Origin of the sequence: Bacillus proteolyticus, assembly GCF_001884065.1 — a bacterium.
Classification (GTDB): Bacteria; Bacillota; Bacilli; order Bacillales; family Bacillaceae_G; genus Bacillus_A; species Bacillus_A proteolyticus.
Genome location: NZ_MACH01000138.1, coordinates 44,513 through 67,036, shown reverse-complemented (window position 1 = coordinate 67,036; position 22,524 = coordinate 44,513). Strand labels below are relative to the sequence as shown.

Annotated in this window: 24 protein-coding genes, 1 pseudogene and 2 other annotated features; of the genes and pseudogenes, 14 read left to right on the top strand and 11 right to left on the bottom strand. The window is 35.2% G+C overall.

The genetic code is table 11. The annotated features are described in order from the left end of the window. Positions 1 to 113: 113 nt before the first annotated feature. From BAQ49_RS24645 to BAQ49_RS24635, 3 genes are all read left to right on the top strand, one after another. Positions 114 to 620, top strand: a complete 507-nt coding sequence (locus BAQ49_RS24645) for a GNAT family N-acetyltransferase (RefSeq protein WP_000469117.1) — start codon at positions 114 to 116, stop codon at positions 618 to 620. A 71-nt stretch (positions 621 to 691) separates the two neighbouring features. Beyond that, positions 692 to 1,150, top strand: coding sequence for a GNAT family N-acetyltransferase (locus BAQ49_RS24640; RefSeq protein WP_071747410.1), 459 nt, complete (start codon positions 692 to 694; stop codon positions 1,148 to 1,150). 112 nt (positions 1,151 to 1,262) lie between these two features. After that, positions 1,263 to 1,640, top strand: coding sequence for a hotdog family protein (locus BAQ49_RS24635; RefSeq protein WP_071747409.1), 378 nt, complete (start codon positions 1,263 to 1,265; stop codon positions 1,638 to 1,640). A 40-nt stretch (positions 1,641 to 1,680) separates the two neighbouring features. Here the strand turns inward: BAQ49_RS24635 and BAQ49_RS24630 are convergent, their stop codons facing one another. Then, a complete protein-coding gene (locus tag BAQ49_RS24630) occupies positions 1,681 to 2,226 on the bottom strand; it encodes a helix-turn-helix domain-containing protein (RefSeq protein WP_071747408.1) in 546 nt (181 codons plus the stop codon). 157 nt (positions 2,227 to 2,383) lie between these two features. On the opposite strand from BAQ49_RS24630, the gene BAQ49_RS24625 reads away from it, so the two are divergent. Further along, complete coding sequence (locus tag BAQ49_RS24625) at positions 2,384 to 2,788, top strand: DoxX family protein (protein WP_001071557.1); 405 nt, start codon at positions 2,384 to 2,386, stop codon at positions 2,786 to 2,788. A gap of 20 nt (positions 2,789 to 2,808) precedes the next feature. Further along, positions 2,809 to 3,666 (top strand): VOC family protein, encoded by an 858-nt coding sequence (locus BAQ49_RS24620; RefSeq protein ID WP_071747407.1) that lies wholly within the window; start codon positions 2,809 to 2,811, stop codon positions 3,664 to 3,666. Between the two features lie 14 nt (positions 3,667 to 3,680). Here BAQ49_RS24620 and BAQ49_RS24615 read toward each other — a convergent pair whose 3' ends face one another. The 3 genes from BAQ49_RS24615 to BAQ49_RS24600 all read right to left on the bottom strand — a co-directional run bounded on the left by BAQ49_RS24615 (position 3,681) and on the right by BAQ49_RS24600 (position 9,217). Next, positions 3,681 to 3,995, bottom strand: coding sequence for a 4a-hydroxytetrahydrobiopterin dehydratase (locus BAQ49_RS24615; protein WP_071747406.1), 315 nt, complete (start codon positions 3,993 to 3,995; stop codon positions 3,681 to 3,683). Further along, the gene (locus BAQ49_RS24610) at positions 3,976 to 5,730 is read right to left on the bottom strand and encodes an aromatic amino acid hydroxylase (protein WP_071747405.1); all 1,755 of its coding nucleotides are present in this window, start codon (positions 5,728 to 5,730) and stop codon (positions 3,976 to 3,978) included. The genes BAQ49_RS24615 and BAQ49_RS24610 overlap by 20 nt, the downstream gene beginning before the upstream one ends. Before the next feature lie 161 nt (positions 5,731 to 5,891). Further along, positions 5,892 to 6,119 (bottom strand) — a binding site (T-box leader). Between the two features lie 51 nt (positions 6,120 to 6,170). After that, positions 6,171 to 6,400: a binding site (T-box leader), on the bottom strand. Between the two features lie 69 nt (positions 6,401 to 6,469). Further along, on the bottom strand, positions 6,470 to 9,217 hold the full coding sequence (locus BAQ49_RS24600; RefSeq protein WP_071747403.1) for a S8 family serine peptidase: 2,748 nt from the start codon (positions 9,215 to 9,217) through the stop codon (positions 6,470 to 6,472). A gap of 230 nt (positions 9,218 to 9,447) precedes the next feature. Here BAQ49_RS24600 and BAQ49_RS24595 point away from each other — a divergent pair, with 230 nt between their 5' ends. Continuing rightward, entirely contained in the window at positions 9,448 to 10,686 is a 1,239-nt protein-coding gene (locus tag BAQ49_RS24595; protein WP_071747402.1) for a TolB family protein, read from the top strand. A 42-nt stretch (positions 10,687 to 10,728) separates the two neighbouring features. Here BAQ49_RS24595 and BAQ49_RS24590 read toward each other — a convergent pair whose 3' ends face one another. Together BAQ49_RS24590 and BAQ49_RS24585 are read right to left on the bottom strand one after the other, a co-directional pair. Continuing rightward, positions 10,729 to 10,851 carry a DUF4023 domain-containing protein gene (locus BAQ49_RS24590; RefSeq protein ID WP_071747401.1) on the bottom strand — a complete coding sequence of 41 codons (123 nt, stop codon included), beginning with the start codon at positions 10,849 to 10,851 and terminating at the stop codon, positions 10,729 to 10,731. 72 nt (positions 10,852 to 10,923) lie between these two features. After that, positions 10,924 to 11,262, bottom strand: a complete 339-nt coding sequence (locus BAQ49_RS24585) for a phosphoglycerate mutase (protein ID WP_071747400.1) — start codon at positions 11,260 to 11,262, stop codon at positions 10,924 to 10,926. Between the two features lie 177 nt (positions 11,263 to 11,439). On the opposite strand from BAQ49_RS24585, the gene BAQ49_RS24580 reads away from it, so the two are divergent. From BAQ49_RS24580 to BAQ49_RS24570, 3 genes and pseudogenes are all read left to right on the top strand, one after another. Beyond that, positions 11,440 to 12,015, top strand: a complete 576-nt coding sequence (locus tag BAQ49_RS24580; protein ID WP_071747399.1) for a phosphoglycerate mutase family protein — start codon at positions 11,440 to 11,442, stop codon at positions 12,013 to 12,015. A gap of 6 nt (positions 12,016 to 12,021) precedes the next feature. Then, positions 12,022 to 12,408: pseudogene (locus tag BAQ49_RS24575) on the top strand (hypothetical protein); the annotation flags it as partial. A 216-nt stretch (positions 12,409 to 12,624) separates the two neighbouring features. Next, positions 12,625 to 13,125 (top strand): DoxX family protein, encoded by a 501-nt coding sequence (locus BAQ49_RS24570; protein WP_000586624.1) that lies wholly within the window; start codon positions 12,625 to 12,627, stop codon positions 13,123 to 13,125. 36 nt (positions 13,126 to 13,161) lie between these two features. On the opposite strand, the gene BAQ49_RS24565 is transcribed toward BAQ49_RS24570, so the two are convergent. Next, positions 13,162 to 14,046, bottom strand: a complete 885-nt coding sequence (locus BAQ49_RS24565; protein WP_071747397.1) for an alpha/beta fold hydrolase — start codon at positions 14,044 to 14,046, stop codon at positions 13,162 to 13,164. A gap of 15 nt (positions 14,047 to 14,061) precedes the next feature. Next, a complete protein-coding gene (locus BAQ49_RS24560; protein ID WP_083596082.1) occupies positions 14,062 to 14,901 on the bottom strand; it encodes a GNAT family N-acetyltransferase in 840 nt (279 codons plus the stop codon). A 269-nt stretch (positions 14,902 to 15,170) separates the two neighbouring features. Between BAQ49_RS24560 and BAQ49_RS24555 the strand changes: the two genes are divergently transcribed. After that, positions 15,171 to 16,556 (top strand): alkaline phosphatase, encoded by a 1,386-nt coding sequence (locus tag BAQ49_RS24555; RefSeq protein WP_071747396.1) that lies wholly within the window; start codon positions 15,171 to 15,173, stop codon positions 16,554 to 16,556. A gap of 54 nt (positions 16,557 to 16,610) precedes the next feature. Next, on the top strand, positions 16,611 to 17,075 hold the full coding sequence (locus BAQ49_RS24550; RefSeq protein ID WP_071747395.1) for a hypothetical protein: 465 nt from the start codon (positions 16,611 to 16,613) through the stop codon (positions 17,073 to 17,075). Positions 17,076 to 17,101: 26 nt separating this feature from the next. Here BAQ49_RS24550 and BAQ49_RS24545 read toward each other — a convergent pair whose 3' ends face one another. After that, positions 17,102 to 17,752 carry a GTP pyrophosphokinase gene (locus BAQ49_RS24545; RefSeq protein WP_000456231.1) on the bottom strand — a complete coding sequence of 217 codons (651 nt, stop codon included), beginning with the start codon at positions 17,750 to 17,752 and terminating at the stop codon, positions 17,102 to 17,104. Positions 17,753 to 18,059: 307 nt separating this feature from the next. On the opposite strand from BAQ49_RS24545, the gene BAQ49_RS24540 reads away from it, so the two are divergent. Beyond that, the gene (locus BAQ49_RS24540) at positions 18,060 to 19,556 is read left to right on the top strand and encodes a YcdB/YcdC domain-containing protein (protein ID WP_071747394.1); all 1,497 of its coding nucleotides are present in this window, start codon (positions 18,060 to 18,062) and stop codon (positions 19,554 to 19,556) included. 88 nt (positions 19,557 to 19,644) lie between these two features. On the opposite strand, the gene BAQ49_RS24535 is transcribed toward BAQ49_RS24540, so the two are convergent. Further along, complete coding sequence (locus tag BAQ49_RS24535) at positions 19,645 to 20,187, bottom strand: hypothetical protein (protein ID WP_071747393.1); 543 nt, start codon at positions 20,185 to 20,187, stop codon at positions 19,645 to 19,647. A 184-nt stretch (positions 20,188 to 20,371) separates the two neighbouring features. Here BAQ49_RS24535 and sigK point away from each other — a divergent pair, with 184 nt between their 5' ends. Both sigK and BAQ49_RS24525 read left to right on the top strand, forming a co-directional pair. Continuing rightward, positions 20,372 to 21,085 carry an RNA polymerase sporulation sigma factor SigK gene (sigK, locus tag BAQ49_RS24530; RefSeq protein ID WP_000051382.1) on the top strand — a complete coding sequence of 238 codons (714 nt, stop codon included), beginning with the start codon at positions 20,372 to 20,374 and terminating at the stop codon, positions 21,083 to 21,085. 290 nt (positions 21,086 to 21,375) lie between these two features. Beyond that, complete coding sequence (locus BAQ49_RS24525) at positions 21,376 to 22,164, top strand: phosphatidylserine decarboxylase (RefSeq protein ID WP_071747392.1); 789 nt, start codon at positions 21,376 to 21,378, stop codon at positions 22,162 to 22,164. Positions 22,165 to 22,316: 152 nt separating this feature from the next. On the opposite strand, the gene sda is transcribed toward BAQ49_RS24525, so the two are convergent. Continuing rightward, positions 22,317 to 22,472 carry a sporulation histidine kinase inhibitor Sda gene (sda, locus tag BAQ49_RS24520; protein ID WP_000850094.1) on the bottom strand — a complete coding sequence of 52 codons (156 nt, stop codon included), beginning with the start codon at positions 22,470 to 22,472 and terminating at the stop codon, positions 22,317 to 22,319. Positions 22,473 to 22,524 lie beyond the last annotated feature (52 nt).

Sequence of the window (22,524 nt, the reverse complement as noted above, 5' to 3'; positions counted from 1 at the left end):
AATACACCTTTATAAGACTGAATTTTCTTTCTTTTGCGAATTAGTAAACATTTATATAGTTTGAAATATATTGATATGTAATAAGGTTCAAAATGATGGGAGTGAGTTAAAAAGTGTTCCATACAGATCGCTTACAATTTCGTAAATACACAAGGGATGATTTATCGTTTTATGCGTCTTTATGGGGGAATGAGAAGGTAATGCGCTATATTGGAAATGGGACGTTAAAAACATATATGCAATGCAAAAAAAGTTTGGAGGAATGGGTGCTTCCGAATTATAAAAATGGTCTAGGTTTATTTGTAATGATTGAAAAAGAGACGGGAATACGAATTGGTCATGCAGGGCTTGTCAAACAGAAGGTAGATGGAAAAGAGGAAATTGAGATTGGCTATTGGCTACTTCCTAAGTACTGGGGGAAAGGGTATGCGAAAGAGGCTGCGGCGGCATTTCGAGACTATGGTTTTCAAGCATTACAAATGAATAAATTAATTTCACTTATTAATCCGAACCACCCAGCTTCAATATTTGTAGCTAGAAAAACAGGACTTAGCTATGAAAAAACAACTGCATTTCATGGGATTGATGTCTTAGTTTATTCTATTAAGAGAGTTGGATGAAAAAGTTCACTTTTTTAAAGGTGAAATATACTTTTTGAAGAATGGTATATAAAAATAAAAGGAGGGATTACATGTATATTTATCATAATGGACTAATTATTCGTGAAGGAACGAATGGAGTGCCAGCATATGCAGTTAAAACATTATTTGAAGATGCTGGTTGGAGTAATGATAATATCCCTTCTTGGCAAATTGAAAAATTTTCGATAGCATTTGAAAATTCAACATGGGCTTTCACAATTTGGGATGAAGAAGAGATGGTCGCGATGGTTAGAGTAATTTCTGATCAAATCATGGTTGCTAACATAGTAAATTTAGTTGTGAAGTGTGAGTATAGAGGGAAAGGATTAGGTAAGAAACTGGTAGCTCTTTGTTTGCAAAAGCTTCCTCATGGTGATTGGTTTGCACATACAGCCGCTAACAATTTTGATTTTTATAGAAGTTGTGGTTTTGAAGTAAGAGAGTTATCAAGAAATGGGACATGTGCGTACTACGGGTATCAAGTAGCAAAAAAGGATGGGCACCGATAAACTTATAAGGTAGTGAAGAAAAAGGATTGCTATTTTAATTAATATAAACTGAATTGAGACTCATTTTATGATAAAATGAAAGAAAATTCAGTTTATTGAATGGGGGATAAAAATGAATGTAAAAGTTGGGGATGTATTTAAATATGAAAGAAGATTTACCGAGGAAGAAGTTTTCGAATTTGCCAATATTACAGGTGATAAAGGTAGGCATCATATGGAATATGATGAGAATGGAAGGTTAATGGTTCATGGTTTATTGACGGCTAGTATTGGGACGAAAGTAGGCGAAGAGTTACATTACATAGCAAGGGAATTAGTAAGCGAATTTATTAGGCCAGTTTTTACAGGGGATACGATTACTTGTGAATTAACTTTAACAAATATTGAACAAATGGAAGGGTATAAAAAAGTTTCAATTGAGTCAGTATATCGTAATCAACATGAAAAGACCGTACTAGTTGGGACAAGTTATGGAATTATAAGGGGATAAAAAAGAAGCCTGTTACGAAACAGGCTTCTTTTTTTATCAATTAGTAAACGCGTTTTCGATTTTCCGCATGACTAGAGATAAGTAATAACGCGGACTCTTCACCTATATTACGAACAATATGAGGAACGCATGCATTCCAGGAGAAAGAATCGCCTTCTTCTACAATTGCAATGTCTTCACCATGTTGAACTTCTAGTTTTCCGCGTAATACAAGATGACACTCTTCACCTTCATGAGCATTTGGTGAGTTTTCTTTTGGAAACCCAGCAGGAATTTCTACGAGATTTAGGCGAAGGCCACCTTGCTCCGCGACATGCTCAATTCTTTGTTCATCTTTTCCATAAACACTGTATTTACGTTTTTCTTTTTTTACAATTTTTAAACGATCCTTTTGTTCTAACAATAAATAGGGAAGGGGAATATTTAAAAAATTAGAGATCGTTTCTAAAGTTGAGATAGATGGTGATGTTTTATTGTTTTCAACTTGACTCATAAAGCCTTTAGAAAGACCTGTTCCTTCACAGATTTGGGCGATCGTAATACCTCTACGTTGACGAATTTCACGAATTGCAGAACCGATATTCATAAAATCATGCTCCTTTTTTGTAAACAACTATTTGTATCATAGCAAAAAAAATATATTTTTTCTCATGAAAAATGAATTGACGAATAAAAATAATTAGTGTATGTTTTGTAATGTGAATAAAAGTTTTGTATAAGAAAACTATAAAGGAGAGAAAGAAATGAATCAACATATTGGTAACTTAATTATTCGTATCGTGTTAGGGGTAACGTTCTTTATGCACGGTTTAACAAAATTCCAATCAGGAATTGACAATATTGCAGGGTGGTTTACAAGCATTGGTTTACCAGGAGGACTTGCATACGGTGTAGCAACAGTTGAATTAGTTGGAGGTCTATTGTTAATTCTAGGTTTAGGTGTAAGATATATTGGCTTATTATTTGCACTTGTTATGGTTGGAGCGATTGTGAAAGTAAAATGGTCAGCAGGCCTGTTAGGAGACGGGAAAAATCCTGGGTTTGAGTTAGAACTTGCATTATTAGCGATGGGTGCATACTTATTTGTTGCGAAGGCTGATGGTTTTGTAGATAATTTCTTAAAAGAGAAAATGTCAAAGAAGAACTAAATGAAATGGGGGCTAACAAGATGAGTTTTCAACTTCATCCCGACACAACACTTGATGTTGTTCATTTATACGTATCAAATATAAAGAAATCACTAGAGTTTTATACTGAAGTATTGCGTATGAAGGTACTGGAAGAAAAAAGTACAATAGTTACGTTTGGTAATGAGGAAAATGAGCCACTTCTCATCATAGAAGAAAAGGAAGACGCTCTTCCGAAGCAAAGAGGTCGAACTGGTTTATATCACTACGCAATTTTATTACCAAACAGACAAGACTTAGCAAATATTCTTCGTCATTTTGTTGAGAGAGTACACCCATTACATGGTGGGGCTGACCATTACTTTAGTGAAGCTCTTTATTTAGCTGATCCAGATGGAAACGGGATTGAAATTTATCATGATCGCCAAAAAGAAGTTTGGCATGATGAAAATGGAGAGCTACCATTTGTTAGTAACCCGTTAGATGGCGAAGGATTATTACAGCAAGGCAGTACATGGAATGGATTCCCAGCTGGTACTGTGATGGGACATATTCATTTACATGTAGCTGACTTAGAAGAAGCGAAACGTTTCTATGTGGATGGTCTTGGTTTTGAAGTAACAATCCCAGCTCGTAATGGTGCGCTATTCGTATCGGCAGGTGGCTATCATCACCATATCGGTTTAAATACGTGGCAAGGTGAAGGAATACCACCGCAAATGCCAAATTCCGTTGGGTTGAAATATTTCACAATTGTACTAGCAGAGGAAAAACAAAAAGAGCAAGTATGTGAAAGCTTAAAAAATATTGGCAAGATTGCTACGTACAAAGATGGAATATTACAGGTCGAGGATCCATTTGGACATTGTATTCATTTCAAAATTAAAGGAGAAGCCTAAGAAGGCTTCTCTTTTTACTTTCTTATAATTGCTTTTTCATTTTGTAAAAATAGTTCATCAAATTGCTTCGCAAGCTCAAAATCTAGTTTCGTTAAACCTTTTGCATTCCAAGATGACAAAGTAATAATGACTGCTTTATACTGGATAAGGATAAATGGATGGTGATTATGTTCTTCTGATAGTTTGGCGGCTTCAGAGACAAATTCGACTCCTTTTAAGTAGTCGGAAAACATATATTTTCGTTCAATCCATTTTTCATCTTTTATCATCCATTTATCTACCTTCAATAATTCCTCTTGAACTTCTTCCTCAGTTAATCGTAGCATCATTTTTCACATCCTTTACAGAAAGTAGTGCAAGACCATTGTTAATAAGACGTGTTACAGCTTCGTCAGTTGTGAAAGTAGAAAGTTGTTGTAATAATGCTGATGATGTTTCATACCCTTTGTTATGCTCTAAAAGCAATTCTAATATTTCAAGGCGGAGCAGCCATTCTTTCGCATAAAATTTACTTAATACTTCTTGAATTGCTACTAATTGCTCGATATGCGCGTCGTGTAAAATACCTTCATTTCGAATATCGCGAACTGTTTGATACATACGTTCAAGTTCATTCAGTACAAGTGGAGCAGGAATTTCTTGAACTTCTTCATTCATTGGGAAAAATGCTGCAGCATCTGCGGCACCTGGGAATACGGAAGTAATTGTTGAACCAACAGCCATATCAAATGCGCCCCATGAAGCATCAAATAGTAAACGATCTTTATAAGTAACTGTACAATCTATAAACGAGATAAGGGCAATTTTATTATCATTCTTTACAATGTTAGTTACTGTTCCTTTTACATGAATGTCACTTGCAAAAGTAAAATCTGCACCGTTTCCAATTGTAATACCTAAAGATTGTAACTGTTCTTCTTTGCAATTTTCTAATGCAATGTCTCCATCTAGTAATCCGACCGGTGTCCCGAATCCATCACTATGTACAGATGTAGAATGATTTGCCAACTGTTTATTATGCATTGCTAATGCAGTTGGAGAGCTTGTTCTCATGTAAATGACTTCACCAGCATCATTTTTAATTGTCTCTGTAAATGTACCTGTAATTTGTAATCCGCTACTTAGCTCAGTTGTAGCATGATTTTCGGAGCGGATTGCTTTTTCTAATCCTTCTGTGCCACCTGTTTTAAACGCCATCGTTGTAGAGAACTGCTCAAGTGCCTCAGTCAACTCTTCAAATGATTCACAAACAAATAGCTGTGGCTGCATTTTTGTTACGTCATAAGTTGTCCCAGTGCAAGCTTCGATGGAAAAAGGAACTTTTTCCACAGCATCTGTTAAACAATGCTTACTTTCACCGACAGAGGAAAGGAGACCAGCACCGTATATTTTCGGATCATTTATATTACCAATTAAGCCGTATTCCACTGTCCACCAAAAAAGACGTGAAATTTGCTCAGCTTCTGATAAGCCAGAAACGAGTTTTTGTTTTTCGATTACAGCATTTTCAGCAGCTGTAACTTCATCAGGAGTAGAAGTAGGGCTCTCTTTTACAATCGTTAATGTACGAACAGCTTCAAATGCATCATGCTCTTCTTTTGTAGAGAAAGCTTTCGCACCAATTTGTCCAAAGCGTTTCACATATTTTGCATATGTACGATCAAGCAAAATTGGAGCGTGGCCTGCAGCTTCATGAACGATGTCAGGAGCCGGTGTATACTCAATATTTTCTACTTTACGAATATCTGTTGCAATTGGTAATAATCCATGACCTTGAAAATCAAAGAATGCTACGCCGGGAATGAGTCCGTCAATCGTTACGGCTCCCCAGCCGCTTGGTGCTAAACAATCATTCATTTCTTCTACTTTTGGAATCGCATCTATATTAATACCAGATGATTGTAGTCCATTCACATAGGCTGGATGAGCAACATCTTTTAAGAAATTATGGTTTTGTCTCATAATGTAACGCCAAACAGCGTGATTCACCGGCGTGTATTGATCATAATGTTGTGTGGATACGAATGGTTTTAAATGCGATGGGATTTCTGTTTTCTTTGTCATTTAGACATCCTCCTTGTTTTCTATAAAATTGAATATGGGTTTCGTATAGCTTATACCACCCCCTTTCAAATTGTAAGCGCTTATAAAATTTTATCATAAGATTCGGAATTATTTAACATTTGTTTCTTTGAGAAATAGAAAAAGCCCCTATCGGAACATCCGATAGGGGCGAAAGAATCGCGGTACCACCCTATTTGTAAGTGAAAATACACTTACATCTCAATTCATGATAACGGAAAAACTCCGTCTTTTCCTTCATGCATAAAAGCACTACGAAAAAGAAGCTCCAGAATTGTAATTCGTACTTATATATGTGCTAATTTCCACCGACCATTAGCTCTCTGCAACAGGGATATAATATACTACTGCGATTCTTTCAATGCGTATATATGAAGTTGTATAAAAGGGAAGGACGCAAAAAAGCCCCTATCGGAAAATCCGATAGGGACGATAAAAATCGCGGTACCACCCTAATTGTAAACAGAAAAATTGTTTACCACTCACTTTAAGATAACGGAAAACTCCGTCTTTCTCTTCATGCATTATGTGCACTACGGGAAAGAAGCTCCAGAATTGTAATTCACGCTTGTATGTGTACTGATTCGCACCAACCATCAGTTCTCTGAGACAGGGATATAAGTCGCTACTAGTATTCCTTCAAAGCTGATATATAATTTGTTCAACTAAACTATGTTTCGTATTATAAAACTATGTTTAAAAGCTTGTCAACAAAAAAATATTACTTTATTTCCAAATCAACGTTTAAATTGGTTGTATTTCCTGCTGCATCAGTTGCTACGATGTGAATTGTGTTTTTTCCTTCTTGTAATTGGCTACGATCGAAATAAATGCCGTAATTTTTCTCCCAAGAATTTAGGAATGCACTTTCCCATACACCATTTCCGTTAATTTCATATTGCATTCTCACTGGAATACCAGGTGCTATCCAACCAGATTCTGTCATCCAATCTAGTAGGATATCATCCACTTTTCCTGTAATTACAAGGTTTTCTTGGTCAACTTCGTATGTTAACTTAGGTGCAGTTCGGTCGATAAACACAGCTCCTGCTTGCTTTGTTTCTCCGCCAGAGTTAGAAGCAACAGCTTCGATTTGGTATAAGCCATCAGATAGAGGGGATCCATCAGTTTTTGTACCATTCCATTTGAAAGATTTATAACCAGGTGTTTCGTTTTTACCTTGATACACCATACCTTGATATGTCACACGGTCTTTCGTAATTAAATTAGCATGAAACGCTATATCCTCAACTGGCGTAACTAAATAGTAATTGATTAGGTTATCATCTAGTATTTTGTCATTATTTGGACTGAAAGTAGAATTAACGATTTCAAGGCCGTCAATACGCTTGTATTCTTTTGGATCGATGCTAAATGTAAATGGAATACGCATTTCTTCAGTCTTTCCTTGTTCTTTTACATATAGATTTCCTGTATATACGCCTTGTGGTAAGGAGCTATCAACAGTAATAGTAAAAGGCTTTTCGATGTTACTATTAGGTTTCATACTAATCGAAGAAGGGAAAGAAGTCTGGATTTTTGTTTTTGTATCTAGTAATTCAATACGAGTTGAAAAGTTTTTCTTTTTATTAGAAAGATTTTGTAACGTAATATTTTGTGTTAGTTTCACTTTGCCGCTATTAGGTTTAATAAGACCGAAACTTACGTTATTCGGTTTCACTAATGCATCTGTTTGGACTGCTTTTGGAATGTTAATTAAACCAGATCCTTGTGCCATAACAGGATATGTATTTTCATTGACATCCTTTAATGTTTTTGCAGTATTGGCAAGAGCAGATTTCAATTGTTCTGTCGTCCAATCCGGATGCATTTGACGCAGTAAGGCAACGGCTCCCGCTACTTGTGGCGCAGCCATACTTGTTCCGTTGTGAGATTCATAGCCGCCTCTTGGTACAGTACTAGTAATTTGTACTCCAGGTGCAACAATATCAGGCTTTATAAGCCAACTTCCTTGTGATGGCCCTCTTGAACTAAATTGACCAATTAGCTCCGTCTGGCTTGGTTGCCCAATTTTTATATTTTTTTTACGCTTTGTAATTAAATTCTTCAACTCTTCACCATTCGTATTTGATAGCTGCATAACTGGAAGAGCTAAATCTTCGCGTACGAAATATTCTGGCATAATATTAATTTCTTTTTCGTTAGAAATTAATAGCACGCCGAGAGCGCCAGCTTGTTTCGCTTGTTCTGCTTTTACTAATGTGCTCGAAGTTCCTTGTAAAACAAGGGCGAACTTACCTTTTACATCTTGTTTAGCATAATCACTTGAATTACCGTAGCCAACATATACAAGCTGAGCATCGTTGCCTACTTGGAAATTAGCTTTTGATAACGGTAATCCTTGATAAGATTTATTGGAACCAGCTACTTGGAATGTTGGAAATGGAATAGAAACAGTGGATGCTCCAACAGAGATGACACTACTTGCGTTACCAGGAGCATCAACAGACCAAGGTTTTGGTCCATCATTTCCATTTGAGACGACCGCAGTAACACCAAGTTTTGCTGCACGCTCTAGCGTCATTGTTACAGGTTGATCAGGTACATTCAAATCTTGACCGAGAGATAGATTTAAAACATCGGCACCATCTTGAATAGCGCGCTCAATACCTTGAAGAATATCTTCGGTCGTACCAGTACCACCATCATTCATGACACGGTAAGCTAATATAGAAGCATTAGGAGCAATTCCCTTTATTTTTCCGTTACCAGCAATAATTCCAGCAACATGGGTACCGTGGACGTTTCCATCCATCGGATCATTATCTTCATCGACTGTATCATAGCCACCAATATAATTTGCTTGTAAATCAGGATGGGTATAGTCTACACCTGAATCGATAATAGCTACTTTCATACCTTTTCCATCAAGCGGTTTGCCAGATGGATCTTTTAAATTCCATGCTTCAGGTGCACCAATTGTCGGTCCGCCGATATTTGGTGCTTCTTCGTTAGTAGCGCTTTTTGATGTTTCATGTAACTTATATGTTAAGTTCGGATAAATTGCCTTTACTTCAGGTAAAGAAGCTAAAGCAGCAATTTGATCTCCTGGGATAGAAATAGAGAATCCAGAAAATAACGTACTATATGTTTCTTTTATCGTTGCCTTCGGTGCTTTTTCTTTAATTTTTTTTGTTGTATCCTCTTGTGCCTTTTTTAGTTGTGCATGGTATGATTGCACATTGCTATTTTTTAGATCCGGAGCATGCTGAATATTACTTTGTGAAGCGAGTGGAGCATGTTGCAATTCTACAATGACTGAAATTTCTTTTGATGTTTTTGTTTCAACATTTTGCGCGATTTTGTTTTCGCCCCATTGTTCAATATTCGCTTTTAACTGTGGACTAAATTGCTTCTCTTTTTGTAGTGACTCAGCATGGGCGCTTAAAGCTCCAAAACTCGAAAAGACGAGCGCCATACTTAATAGTGTGGATGTAGTTTTTTTCATTGAAACTCCCTCTAATAAAAAGTGCCAATATTTAGAAAAGTTATCTTACATTTTTATTGTTAAATATAAAAACGAATGTTGGCTAAACTATATTTTCGACATAATTCATACCAATCCTCTTTGAATTGAAAATTTCTTGGGAAATTTTTTGGGATTATGTCGAATGGATAAAATTTGCATATAGTAAGCCGAATATGAGGAATGCTAAAGATGGAAAATGGGGGTGCTATATGAAAAGGTTTATAGTAAGTGTAATCATGATTTTGTTCCTTTTTTTCTGTTCCAGTTCGATTAAAGACGCAGAAAGCAATGAAGTGAAAGTTGCCTTTATTCGTAATCATAATCTATGGATTAAAGTCGGTGAGAAAGAAAAACAAATTACAAAAGGAGAGTACATAACAGGGCCGAAATGGTCACATAATGGAGAATGGCTTGCATATGCAAAAGGAAAGAAGCGAAATCATTTTGAACTGTATCGGCTGAAAGATGGAAAGAAAGTTACACCATCTCAATCAGAAGCATCGAATTATCAATGGTCACCAACAGAGAATATAATTGCATTTATATTTACAGGTACATTAAATACATTTGATGCAGAAAAAAAGATTGCCGATTTTGAAAATGTAGCCAATGGTGTAGGGGATTATGCTTGGTACCCAGACGGACAGAGATTTTTGGTTTCCTCTGAAGCGTACTTGCTTCCAACAGGGTGGACAGGTGCTCAGTTATATGAAATACAAAAGGATGCAAATATGAATCCTCATAAGATGAAACATTTATATGCACTACCGAATGAGCATGATGACTTTTTAGCATTAGTTGGAAGTGGATTTAAGTGGTCGCCAGATCAAAAGTGGATTTCGTTTTTGGCAGTACCAACAGCTTCTTTATCAGCGGATAGTAATACACTTTGCTTAATTCGATCAGACGGCAGTCGTTTTAAAACAGTAGATCCAATGTTATTAAACACACAATGGTTCAAATGGGCGCCATCCAAAAATATATTAGCCTATATTGAAGGAAGTGGGAGAGTTGCATTAGAGAATAAACATTTAAAAGTAAAAGAACTACCGGCATTACAGCAGAACACATTTACTCCAAAAGGATATGTTGATTGGGATTTCACATGGAAGAATGATAATGTAATTATCATTTCAAGGGTAAAGGAAGCAGATTTATCTGTACCTCTAGAAAAAAGACCACTACCATCTTTATATGAGGTAAATAGTATAAACGATGAACAACATCAAATTACAAAGCCACCTAATAGCCAAGGTGATTATAATCCTATTTTTATTAAGAAGAGTAACCAATTAATGTGGCTCCGTTCGAATCGTAAGAAAGCTGATGTATGGCTTGCTCATAGCGATGGGAAATATGAAAAGAAGTGGATTGAAAATATAGATGTGCCAGAGTGGTATTATGAGAAATGGAATTGGGAAGATGTCCTTTCGGTTAAAGACGAGTAAAAAACCTGCCTAAAATATAATTTTTAGGCAGGTTTTTTAATGTTATTTATGTGTTTTATTTGGCTTTTTTTTCGAAGGGTTTCCGTTCCCTTGGCGCTTTCTATTTTGTTCATCTTTTGCTTGTTTTTCATGTAATGTATCCAAAAAGTCATTTGAGTTACTCATTTTTATATCGCTCCTTTTTTTATTACGTCCTAGTTACTATAACCATTTAGGAGGATAATCATGATATAAAAGTTAAGCGCTTAGTTTTCTTTGGTAGTATAAGTAAAATAGTCCATACGTAATGAATAACATAAGTAAAATTTGTAACTCTACATTTTCTTTAAAAATAGTTGCGACAGGATCTGGTAAATAAGGTGATGTATCGCTCGTTTCTAAACCTAACCATTTGTTTAAGAGGTTCATGATACAAAATATGAAAACACCGGACCAGCTTGCGATAATTGCTTTTTGCTTAATTTTCGTTTTACGTTCATCATCTGTAATCCAAGGATTAGCAGTTTTATCACTAATAAAAAAGCCATTTATGTATCCCCATATGATTATTCCGAGAAAGATGATAATCCATTTCATATTTATATTCCTCCCCTTATTGTAAAAAGTGTTTTACATATATATGTGTAAAATTATAATATTTTCCAAATATTGATGTCAAACACTTTTTACATTCTGCTTTTTAAAATAGCAGGAGTAAAGAAAAAAATAGGGAAGAAATATGTGAGACCATTTTCTAGTGAGAGGAAGAGGAGAATGAAACTTGTCTTTGTTCGGCATGGTGAAGGTGAGCATACGAAAAATTTATCATTAAGTTTACAAGCGGTGAATCCGTCATTGACGGGTGTGGGAAAGAAGCAGGCAAAATTGCTTCAGCGCGATGTACCATTACAAGAAAAGGATATATTAATCGTTAGTCCTACACTTCGAACTTTACAAACTGCGACAATATGGAGTGAGGAAGTTGCTTGTCAAAAAATTGTTCATCCATATGTATCCCCGCGTATTTTTCCTTATCGGGAATCCGCCAAAACATTGCCATGCGATCAATTGTTAGATCGAAAGATAATGAAAAATTTTTTTCCACATTTTTCATTAGAAGAAAGTACAAATGAATTGTTATGGAATGAGGGAGTCAATATCATCTTGGAGAAGGAGTTTCCGCAAATAGTAGATGAATTTCTGCACTGGTGCTATCAGTTAAAAGCAGAAAAAATTTGTATCGTTTCACATGATGGAACAATTACAGCGTATAGGCAATATTTACAGAAAGTCGCTTTAACTAGAGCTGATTTTTTGAAAGAAACGGGTATGTATGAAATTGACTTATAGGGTAGGGAATTTGTAATGGAAGACTTAGGGGGAAATGTATACGACTTAAACGAGCAGAGGGTATACTTTGGCGTAGCAGAAATTAAGTAATATGCAAAATTGCATATTACACATATTGTAAATGATTGGTATAAGTTTGGAGAGTTGAAGCTAGTAGAATCGATTTTACAGAATGATGCCAAATCGTATGTTAGCTCGATAGATTATGTAGGTGGAAATGTAGTACTTATGTTTACAATACGCTTATTTTACAGGCTTATTTCCCATGACAAAACGTTAGGAGAAGCTGTTCGAGAAGCGAGATTAATCGATGAGAAGACATGTACATTTCGAGTATATAAACAATATGAAACGCATTTGTTCTATATTCGAATGAATACATTTCACATTTAACTCACATTTTTTTTACATTTTCTTCAATGAAAATGATTATCACTTGTGGTATGATATGTTCAAGTTTTTGCGGGTAATAAAAGTTACTATATATATGTTAGTATTTAATGTTTTTTATGCATGTCACAAATTATTCATAATTAACATTTCAAAAGTAAGTAACTAATGTTATTATATTATCTGTAACTGACTTAATTACAACTTTAGGAGGAAGATATGATTATTCAATTTTTAAGAGAAAACAAAGCAGTTTCTTTTGTATTAGCGATAGTTCGAGTGTATCTTGGTTACACATGGGTAATGGCTGGAATCGGTAAACTACAAGGAAAAGGATTCGATGCAACTGGTTATTTACAAGGTGCAATTGAAAAATCTAAAGGAGCACAACCAGCTGTTCAATCTTGGTGGGCATCATTCTTACAAGATTTTGCAATTCCAAACGTTGATTTATTTAATACACTTGTGACGTGGGGAGAAATTTTAGTAGGAATTGGTTTAATTGTAGGCTGTTTAACAAAAACAGCGGTCTTTTTCGGTCTTTTAATGAACTTTTCCTATATGTTTAGTGGGTCAATTGGTGTGAACCCTGAGATGGTTATTTTATCGATGTTCGTTCTTGTTTCTGGTATGAATGCTGGGAAAATTGGAGTTGATGGCTTCATTATTCCAAAAGTACTAGGATCAAAAACTCAAAAACGCCAAAAGCAAGCTGCTTAATATATGAAAACGGGTATCTCAACATGAGATACCCGTTTATTTTTCAGCACTTATAGGATTTTTCTTGAAGAAATCTTTTACATATCCTACAAATTCTTGTGGCTCTTGACGAAATGGTGCGTGATAACCTTTTTCGATAATATGGAAAGTACTATTTTTTAAGAATTGATGATAAGTTTCTCCTTCTTTCCAAGAAACGCTACTATCATTTCTTCCCCATATAATTAAAGTTGGTTGTTTGATTTCATTTGCATTGATTTGAAGACGTCTAGGCCATAATTTCATTTTATTATAATGTTCTTCATCATTACGCTTGAATTTAACTTTGCCCTCATCATAATCTGCAATAGAAGAAACGGCACTTAAATCAGTCGACAACTTTGGTTTTGGTGAACCTTGTTTATTAACGAGCGTATGAGGGCCGCCTGTAGCATCAGTTAAAATAAGGTGGGTAACCGCTTCAGGGTATAAATATGTTAAATTAAGAGAAATTTCTCCCCCCATCGAATGTCCCAGTATTGCGAATGAGTCATATCCTAGTTTTTTCATTAGCTTATAATACAAATTTGCATGAGTTGGGAAAGAATAATAAAAATCCATCGGCTTAGAGGAACGTCCGAATCCTAAGGCGTCAACAGAAATAATCGTATGATCTTTTGCTAAATCTGAGTAAATCTTTTGAAAACCATCGGATGATCCTCCAAATCCATGGATCATAAGTAAAGGTGGTTTTTTATCACCAATCTTTTTAAAGTAAATCGTTTGACCATCTATCTCTACCATTTTTTCCTCAGTAGCTAGTTTCGCTGTAAGTGTATTTTTAACTTGTTTTACTTGTTCTACTGGCTTTTCTGCTGCACTACATCCTACTAATAGTGTAAGAGTAAGACAACCTACCATAAAATAGCTAAATCGCTTCAATTAGGTGTCCCCTTTCTAACATAACGCTGCATCTATCATAGCAAATAGCATATTACGATTTCCAGGAAGTTGATCCCCATTTTTTATCATAAGAGGTGAAAGAAGTGTTTCATGGAAATTTGCCGTTTGAAGAAATTGGCGGAATATGAATTGTGAATGTGGGACATCAATGCGTATCGTCCCATTCCACGAGTTACAAATTATTTCTAATAACTGAATAGCGTCCTTCTCTTTTTTTGAAATAAGAGGGGTAATACAAAGTAAATCTCCTTTTTGTATGCATAAAGCAAAGGCATCTATTTGATTATCCCGTTCTATTTTAAATGAGTAAATTGCTCTTGATAGTAGTGATAAATAAAGCTTAGAACGATGTGCACCAGTCGCAGTTTGATCAAGAGAAATTAGAGATTGAACATCCGTTTGCTGAATTTGTTTTATAGGGACAAAATTTGTATTTTTGTAAGTAGCTTGTTTTTCGAAACGATGAATTGTTGTTATTGATTGAAATCCATAAGATTCATATAAGGGTTCGCCAGCTTTTGTTGCAATGAGCGTAATAGGGAGCGATGGATGAGTTACTTTTAAGCTATTGTTTAACAAAATACGGCCAATTCCTTTTCTTTGAAAATCAGGATGCACGATTAACATACCGATAGAAGAAAATCCAGGGGCAAATGAAAAGACCCCGCCCGCTGCAATAAGTTTATTCTCATGTACATAGCCAAAAACTGTACCAATGGAAAGGTACATATGGAATTGCTCTTTCATAAAACTCGCATGCTGTAACCACCCAACTGATTCGCAAAGAGAGAGTAAGGCTGGAATGAAAGATTCGTCTAGTTTTACTGTTTTCATAAAGTTCACCATATTTCTATTTAAATTTGAAAAAATAAGAATAATATTACGAAATGTAAAATAATAGGTTCGTATTAAAAGGAATCCAACATGTTTATATTTTTCTTTGTAAAGGGAAGTATCGTTAATACGAAAAGACAAACTTATACAAATTATAACTGGAATTTACATAAGTTAACAAAAAATTTACATTTAACTCATTTTCTCTTAACAGTCTTCTATTAAATTTGATAGTGGGAAATGAATAACCTAATTAGGGGGACAAGACAGTGAAAAAGTTTGTGAAAAAAGCATGGCCATTTGCAGTTGTGGCGTCGTTAGCAGTTACTTCGGTAGCGACATGGAATTTTACGCGTTCTAGTGAGGTTAATGCGGATGAGAATGGAAACAATGCAAAGATTAAAAATGTCATCGTATTAATTGGGGATGGTATGGGACCTTCATATATGACAGCACATCGCTATATGAAAGATAATCCAAAAACATTTGAGATGGAATCTACAGAATTTGATAAGCATCTTGTAGGAACACAAAAAACATATCCAGAAGATGAACATGAAAATATTACAGACTCTGCATCGGCAGCTACTGCGATGTCAGCAGGTATAAAAACATATAACGCAGCTATTGCAGTAGATAATGATAAAGCTGAAGTGAAGACAGTATTGGAGCAAGCGAAAGAAAAAGGGAAGTCAACGGGATTAGTTGCGACTTCTGAAATTACACATGCAACACCAGCTGCATTCGGTGCACATGATATTAGCCGTAAAAATATGGATGCAATTGCAAATGATTACTTTGATGAAAAAATTAAAGGTAAGCATAAAATAGATGTTATGCTTGGCGGTGGAGTAAATAACTTTGTTAGAAAAGACCGCAATCTTACAGAAGAGTTTAAGAAGTCTGGTTATAGTTATGTAACAGATCGTAATCAACTATTAAATGATAAAAGCGATCAAGTTCTTGGCTTATTTGCACCAGGTGGTTTAGATAAAATGATTGATCGTAATGATAAAACACCTTCATTAGAAGAGATGACAAATGCAGCAATTGAGCGCTTGAACAAAAATAAAAATGGTTTCTTCTTAATGGTCGAAGGTAGTCAAATTGATTGGGCTGGACATGATAATGATATTGTCGGTGCAATGAGTGAAATGGAAGACTTCGAAAAAGCGTTTAAAGCAGCAATTGAGTTTGCGAAAAAAGATAAGAATACCTTAGTTGTTGCAACTGCAGACCATGCTACTGGAGGATTATCTTTAGGTGCGAATGGTGAGTATAACTTTAAAGTAGATCCGATTAAAGCTGCGAAACGTACGCCAGACTTTATGGCAAATGAGATTGCAAAAGGTGCAAATGTAGAAGAAACATTGAAAAAGTATATTGATTTACAGTTAACACCAGAAGAAATTAAAGCTGTAAATGATATCGCTCCATCAAAAGATGTAACAAAGATTGATAATGCAATTGAAGATATCTTCAATAAGCGTTCGGTTACTGGCTGGACAACGGGTGGACATACAGGTGAAGATGTAAACGTATATGCATTCGGACCAGGTAAATACTTATTCTCTGGGGTTCAAGAGAATACAAACATAGCGAAACGTGTCTTTGACATCGTTGGCGGCGGCGATCCGAATAAAGGAAGACGCTAATTATAAATGAAAGTGAGGCGAAATGCCTCACTTTTCTTTTTAGGAGATGGAAAGATGAGGATTTTTTTAGGGAAAGTAAGATTCCTTTTAGTATTTGTATTATTGCTAGTTGGATGTCAATCTCAAGAGAATAATATAGAACAAAAATCTGCTAAAAAAACTGAGGAAAAGGTACATATAACGAAAGAAGAAGAGAAATCCATTCAAGATGTTATTGAGGCATTTGTACGGACGACGAATGAAAAAAATCTTGCTGAACATATGGAGTTATTTTCAAAGAAGATGCCTAGTGCTGAAGACTTAAAAACACAAAAGGAAGCAGCGTTTCAAAAGGGAAATAAGAAAATTGAATTAGGGCATATGAATATGAAAGCTCTTAAAGAGGGACTTGTTATCGTTGAAACAGAGGAAAAAGAAGTAGACGGGGGAGTTACTTTGCAGAAGAAAGTACAGTATGCACTTGGAAAAGAAGAGGAAGGCTGGAAAATTGAAGAGGTTCGTACGATAGAAAAGAAATAAAAAAGGTTCTCGTAGAGAGAACCTTTTTAAAGTGGTAATAAAATTTGATTTGAACATGCTTCAATATCATCAATATCTTGACGGATGGTCGCCATTTTATTATCGAGATCTTCAGCTTTCATAGCCGCATCATGTAGTTCATCTCTCAAATAATCAGGTATGTTTCCTTCATATTTGTAGTAAAGTTTATGTTCTAAACTTGCCCAAAAGTCCATGGCAAGTGTACGTAATTGAATTTCTGCAAAGACATCTTTCGTACCAGAATTTAGTGACAATGGATATTTTATTATCATGTGTAAACTTTTATAGCCATTTCCTTTTGGATTAGCAATATAATCTTTTACTTCTACAATTTCCATGTCTCCACGATTTTCAATAACCTCTTTTAAATGGTAAATATCTTCTACAAAGCAACATGTAATACGGATGCCAATAATATCTTGTAATTGTGTTTGAGCATTTTCAACTGTTGGTGATAAGTTTTTACGCTCAAGCTTTCTAATGATACTTTCGGGTTGTTTAAGTCTTGTTTTTATATGTTCAAACGGGTTGTAGTCTTCTAAAAATTGAGCTTCCCGGTTCATAATTTCAAATTTAGTTTTTAACTCTTCTAAAGCGAATGTATAAGGTAATACAAAAGCTTTCCAGTAGTTAACTGTTGATTGGTTATATTCCATTTATATACACACCTTTTCTTATTTACAAGTGAAGTTGTTATTATACTAAACACCAAATCATGTAGGCGCAAGCAGCAAATGATGAAATCATAAAGCGATATTTAGTTTTCATATTTTCAACTCCTTTCAAATGAAATTTTATATATTAATAAACGCAGTTGTTAGTAAGTTCACTATGTACAATTCCAATAGTAATAGATTCATGTGAAATTCGTATGAACTAATTGTTTCAGTTTTTTGTCTTTTTTTTAATGAGTTTTGGTTTTGTTTGTTATAATTACCTTAAATTGTAATTAAAGGAGAAGGTATAGTGAATCAAAAAGATAAAGAAAGAAAAGAGCAAGTGGCTCATATTATTAACATTCCAGATGATTATAGGCTTGTTGTAGATGATCAAGAAGGTGTGGGTGACCCATATCATCTATTATGGTGGGAGCATAAAGAGGATGAGGAGAGAACGGTACAAATTACGTTGAATAGACATACTGGTAGTTTAATTGAATTTAGGATAGAGGATGACAATTCTTTTTCGAGCGGTAAGGAAGCGATAGAGGAGAATAAAGCAAGAGAAATTGCAAATGTATTTATAAAGAAATATGTGAAAGAAAGATTAGAAAGTTATACATATGTGAAGGTCAAGGACGACAGGCGTGGCTGGAAAGAAATAAATTATATGCAAGAAGTGAATGGGTATCCATTGCCGAATACGGGGTGTGTTGTGCGTGTTCATCCTTCAGGTAATGTTGTGAATTTCCATTATAATGGACAAAAAGCGATAGAGAAAAAACCGTTATGGCCAAGTGAAATTGTTGAGGAGAATATCGTTTTAGAAAATTTGAAAGCTAGACAAGATATGAGACTTGTATTTGTAGATTTAACATACTCCTCATGTAAATATGAAAATGGGGAAGAAGTAAAAGGGTACCATCTTGTATATGAACCAGAGCCTAGTCATGCGTTTATTGATGCAAGTACAGGTAAAGATTTATATGGGCCAGGCCATTATAAATTACCTTCTACAGTACTTATTGATAAACCGCTAAAGAGTAGTCCAAAAAAAGATGTGCTTGATTTATTTGATTGGGACAAGGAGAAATTTGTAAAATCAGATGGAAAAGTAGATGAGGATGAAGTCCGGATAAAATTTGTATTAAAAGAAGAATTACAAAAAGAAATAGAAGAGAAGGATCCATATTCAATGGATGAGTTCTATAAAAAACACGTTCCAATGCTGAAGCATGATGAATTTGTTGTAATTACTCTAGATAAAGAAACAAATCAATTGCTTTCTTTTTTTATGTGGAAGGATGAGAAAAAAAGAAGAACAATCTTATCAAGAGAGCAATGTTTAAGCAAAGCACTTCAATTTTTAGAGCATACTATCCCAGATGCGACAAAGTATATTCAGCTTTGGGATGATTATGAAGAGGAAGAGGGGATAGAGAGGTTTTCCTTTTCAATGTATGTAAATGACATTCATGTAGAGCAGAAATATATTATGATCAACATCAATGCAGAAAATGGTGCAGTGATGCACTACTCTGGAGAGTCTAGCAAATTTATAAAAGAATTACTTACATATGAAACAACACCAAAAGTAACAAAAGAAAACGCGTTACAAATATATATAGATGCCATCCGAGTCAAATTAAAATGGCATATAGATGTTGATGCAGAGGAAACGAAATACGAACTACTGTATAAACAAACGACGGATGAAAATCATAAAGCCCCCTTCGACTGTATTCGAGAAATTCGTTATATTGATGCGCATACTGGGGAGAAAATTTGGAGTGAATATTAGTAAAAGCCAATCGATATGTTTCGATTGGCTTTACTATGTTCATAGAATAATGTATCCCGCATAAAGTGGCAGTAAAAGTTCCACTTTATTAATTGCCGTTAAGTGGTTGAAGAATACCATCTTGAGCTTTCGACCACTCATATAAATTCCCATCTGATCCTACTGCGAAATTTACAGCACGTTGATGTTCACCGTCACCACGTGTGTATAAAACGTCATATAGCTTAATACCATTTACTGTGCCGATTAGTTGGTCTTCCCCAGAGCCGTAATGAATTTCAGCTGATCGAGCTCCCATTCTTTTCTCGAGAACTCTCACAGCATCTTCACTTGTGAATTTAATAGTATCAGTTTGTTTAGTTGGTTGTTTAGCTGGTTGTTGATCTTTCTGTGTGTTTTTAGATTCTGTTTCAGTTTTTGTATTGTTTTTAGCTGTTTCGTTATTTTCGGTTTTTTTGTTGTTTTCAGTAGTTGTGTTGTTCTCAGTTTTTGTGCTGTCTGTTGATGCTGCAGTATCTTGTTTAGTAGTTTCAGTTTTTGTGGGCGAAGTTTGTTGTCCGCAAGCTGACAGTAAGAAAAAAGATAGTGTGAGTACTACAAGGTTTCTTATTTGTGAAGTAAAGTATCGCATGAAAACAACTCTTTCAAAATTTTGGAACTTAAAATATTGTAATACATTGGAAAAAATATTCAAGGTATGAAAGACTTATTTCGTTCAAAAAGCTAAGGATTCCATATTTATGTCGTACAGACACAAACAACCCTACGCCCACATACACATAATAAAGACCACTATTTTGGCGGAGGTGAAAGGTTTGAGTCTATTCGCCGCAATTGGATATATGGTTCGAGAGGTGTTTGTCTTTGTTTCTTATGTGAAGAATAATGCGTTCCCGCAGCCGTTATCATCAGATGATGAGAGAAAGTACTTAGAGTTAATGGAGCAAGGTGATGCTCAAGCGAGAAATCTTTTAATTGAACATAATTTACGGCTTGTAGCTCATATCGTTAAGAAATTTGAAAACACCGGTGAAGATGCAGAAGATTTAATTTCAATTGGTACAATTGGGCTCATTAAAGCGATCGAGAGTTATTCTGCAGGGAAAGGAACTAAGCTTGCGACGTATGCAGCACGCTGTATCGAAAATGAAATTTTGATGCATTTACGTGTGCTAAAGAAGACGAAAAAAGATGTTTCACTTCATGATCCAATCGGGCAAGATAAAGAGGGGAATGAAATATCGCTTATTGATATATTAAAATCAGAGTCTGAAGATGTAATTGATATGATTCAGCTTAGTATGGAGTTAGAAAAGATTAAAGAGTATATAGATATTTTAGACGAACGAGAAAAGGAAGTTATCGTGAAGCGTTTTGGACTTGGGCTTGATAAGGAAAAAACGCAGCGGGAGATTGCTAAGGCACTTGGTATTTCCAGAAGCTACGTATCAAGAATTGAAAAGCGCGCTTTAATGAAAATGTTCCATGAATTTGTAAGGGCAGAGAAAGAGAAGAAAGCGAAAGAATAGAGTATAGGAAAGGCAACCGTATTTCAAAAGCGGCTGCCTTTTCTTCTGTAAAAAGGAAAGAAAACGAGCTACTCTAAGAAGAAATACATGTTCACTGTTGAAAATGGCGGGTTCTATCTGTAATATTAGAAGGTGCTAAACAATTTAAGAATAAAAATTATACTTAGTTTTCTTCATGTATAAAGAGACGGCTCCATGCTATATGTGGGAATAAGAACCAATTCTACATATGATATAGAGAGAAAAGAAGGAGAAACTAAAGTTATAGACTGGTTAGGAGGTTTCGTAATTTGCGACGTACATTATATCGACTTATGATCGAACTTACAAATGGTCGTTTTACTTCTTATATATTACGTAAATTTGCACAATCGCGTTTGAGCTCTATCATTATTCCATCGTATGCGAAAGTTTTTCAAATTAATCAAGATGAGATGGAAAAGGGTTTGAAGGAATATCAAACATTGCATGATTTATTTACGCGTAGGCTAAAAGAAGGAAAGCGTAGTATTGATGCAGATGCATCGAGTATCGTTAGTCCTGTTGATGGTGTTTTTGCTGATCAAGGTCCTATTGAGGATACAAAAACATTCGATATAAAAGGAAAGCGTTATTCAATTGTGGATATGCTAGGTAATGAAGAGCGTGCAAAGCGATATGCAGGCGGTACATACATGGTAATTTATTTGAGTCCAAGTCATTATCATCGTATTCATAGTCCGCTCTCTGGATCTGTCACTGAAAGATTTGTACTTGGCAGAAAATCATATCCGGTAAATGCAGCGGGTATGGAGTATGGAAAAGAACCATTGTCAAAAAATTATCGCTCTGTTACAGAAGTAAATAGTGAAGGTGAACATATGGCGCTTGTAAAAGTAGGTGCTATGTTTGTTAATAGTATTGAGCTCCTTCATGAAAGAAGTACTGTTCAAAAAGGTGAAGAGATGGCATACTTTACATTTGGTTCAACAGTTGTTTTATTATTTGAAAAAGATATGATTGAAGCAGTGCAGGAATTGACAAGTGGACAAGAGCTGCGTCTGGGTGAAAAAATTGCAACACGATTATCTCATAAGTAAAGAAAAGATTTTATAATATACTTATGAAGCTCTAATTAAGAAATATGGACAAAGATGCTTAATGAAGAAATCCCCTAGATGGGAGTACTTGTTTATTCGAGAGCCATCGCAGGATGGCTCTTTTTACAGGTCAACCAGCAATCTATATGTACTCAAGAAGATTTGACGAGCTTGTCCTCTAACGAGCGTCGAATAATTTCTTGTTTTATAAGTAAAATGAAGTCGGGATTTAATTTTAGTTCTTTTGCTTTATAATAAGACTCAGTGAGTAACTCAGTAGATAACTGTTCCATATGTTTTGTTTTCAAGGTGAGTCACCTCCTAATAATATAAGGATTGATTCGTTGTTGCATTTAATGT

Excerpts from the sequence above, each read along its gene's own strand:
- BAQ49_RS24640 (WP_071747410.1), top strand. The coding sequence starts at position 692 with ATGTATATTTATCATAATGGACTAATTATTCGTGAAGGAACGAATGGA.
- BAQ49_RS24635 (WP_071747409.1), top strand. The coding sequence starts at position 1,263 with ATGAATGTAAAAGTTGGGGATGTATTTAAATATGAAAGAAGATTTACC.
- BAQ49_RS24630 (WP_071747408.1), bottom strand. The coding sequence starts at position 2,226 with ATGAATATCGGTTCTGCAATTCGTGAAATTCGTCAACGTAGAGGTATT.
- BAQ49_RS24625 (WP_001071557.1), top strand. The coding sequence starts at position 2,384 with ATGAATCAACATATTGGTAACTTAATTATTCGTATCGTGTTAGGGGTA.
- BAQ49_RS24620 (WP_071747407.1), top strand. The coding sequence starts at position 2,809 with ATGAGTTTTCAACTTCATCCCGACACAACACTTGATGTTGTTCATTTA.
- BAQ49_RS24615 (WP_071747406.1), bottom strand. The coding sequence starts at position 3,995 with ATGATGCTACGATTAACTGAGGAAGAAGTTCAAGAGGAATTATTGAAG.
- BAQ49_RS24610 (WP_071747405.1), bottom strand. The coding sequence starts at position 5,730 with ATGACAAAGAAAACAGAAATCCCATCGCATTTAAAACCATTCGTATCC.
- BAQ49_RS24600 (WP_071747403.1), bottom strand. The coding sequence starts at position 9,217 with ATGAAAAAAACTACATCCACACTATTAAGTATGGCGCTCGTCTTTTCG.
- BAQ49_RS24595 (WP_071747402.1), top strand. The coding sequence starts at position 9,448 with ATGAAAAGGTTTATAGTAAGTGTAATCATGATTTTGTTCCTTTTTTTC.
- BAQ49_RS24590 (WP_071747401.1), bottom strand. The coding sequence starts at position 10,851 with ATGAGTAACTCAAATGACTTTTTGGATACATTACATGAAAAACAAGCA.
- BAQ49_RS24585 (WP_071747400.1), bottom strand. The coding sequence starts at position 11,262 with ATGAAATGGATTATCATCTTTCTCGGAATAATCATATGGGGATACATA.
- BAQ49_RS24580 (WP_071747399.1), top strand. The coding sequence starts at position 11,440 with ATGAAACTTGTCTTTGTTCGGCATGGTGAAGGTGAGCATACGAAAAAT.
- BAQ49_RS24570 (WP_000586624.1), top strand. The coding sequence starts at position 12,625 with ATGATTATTCAATTTTTAAGAGAAAACAAAGCAGTTTCTTTTGTATTA.
- BAQ49_RS24560 (WP_083596082.1), bottom strand. The coding sequence starts at position 14,901 with ATGAAAACAGTAAAACTAGACGAATCTTTCATTCCAGCCTTACTCTCT.
- BAQ49_RS24550 (WP_071747395.1), top strand. The coding sequence starts at position 16,611 with ATGAGGATTTTTTTAGGGAAAGTAAGATTCCTTTTAGTATTTGTATTA.
- BAQ49_RS24545 (WP_000456231.1), bottom strand. The coding sequence starts at position 17,752 with ATGGAATATAACCAATCAACAGTTAACTACTGGAAAGCTTTTGTATTA.
- BAQ49_RS24535 (WP_071747393.1), bottom strand. The coding sequence starts at position 20,187 with ATGCGATACTTTACTTCACAAATAAGAAACCTTGTAGTACTCACACTA.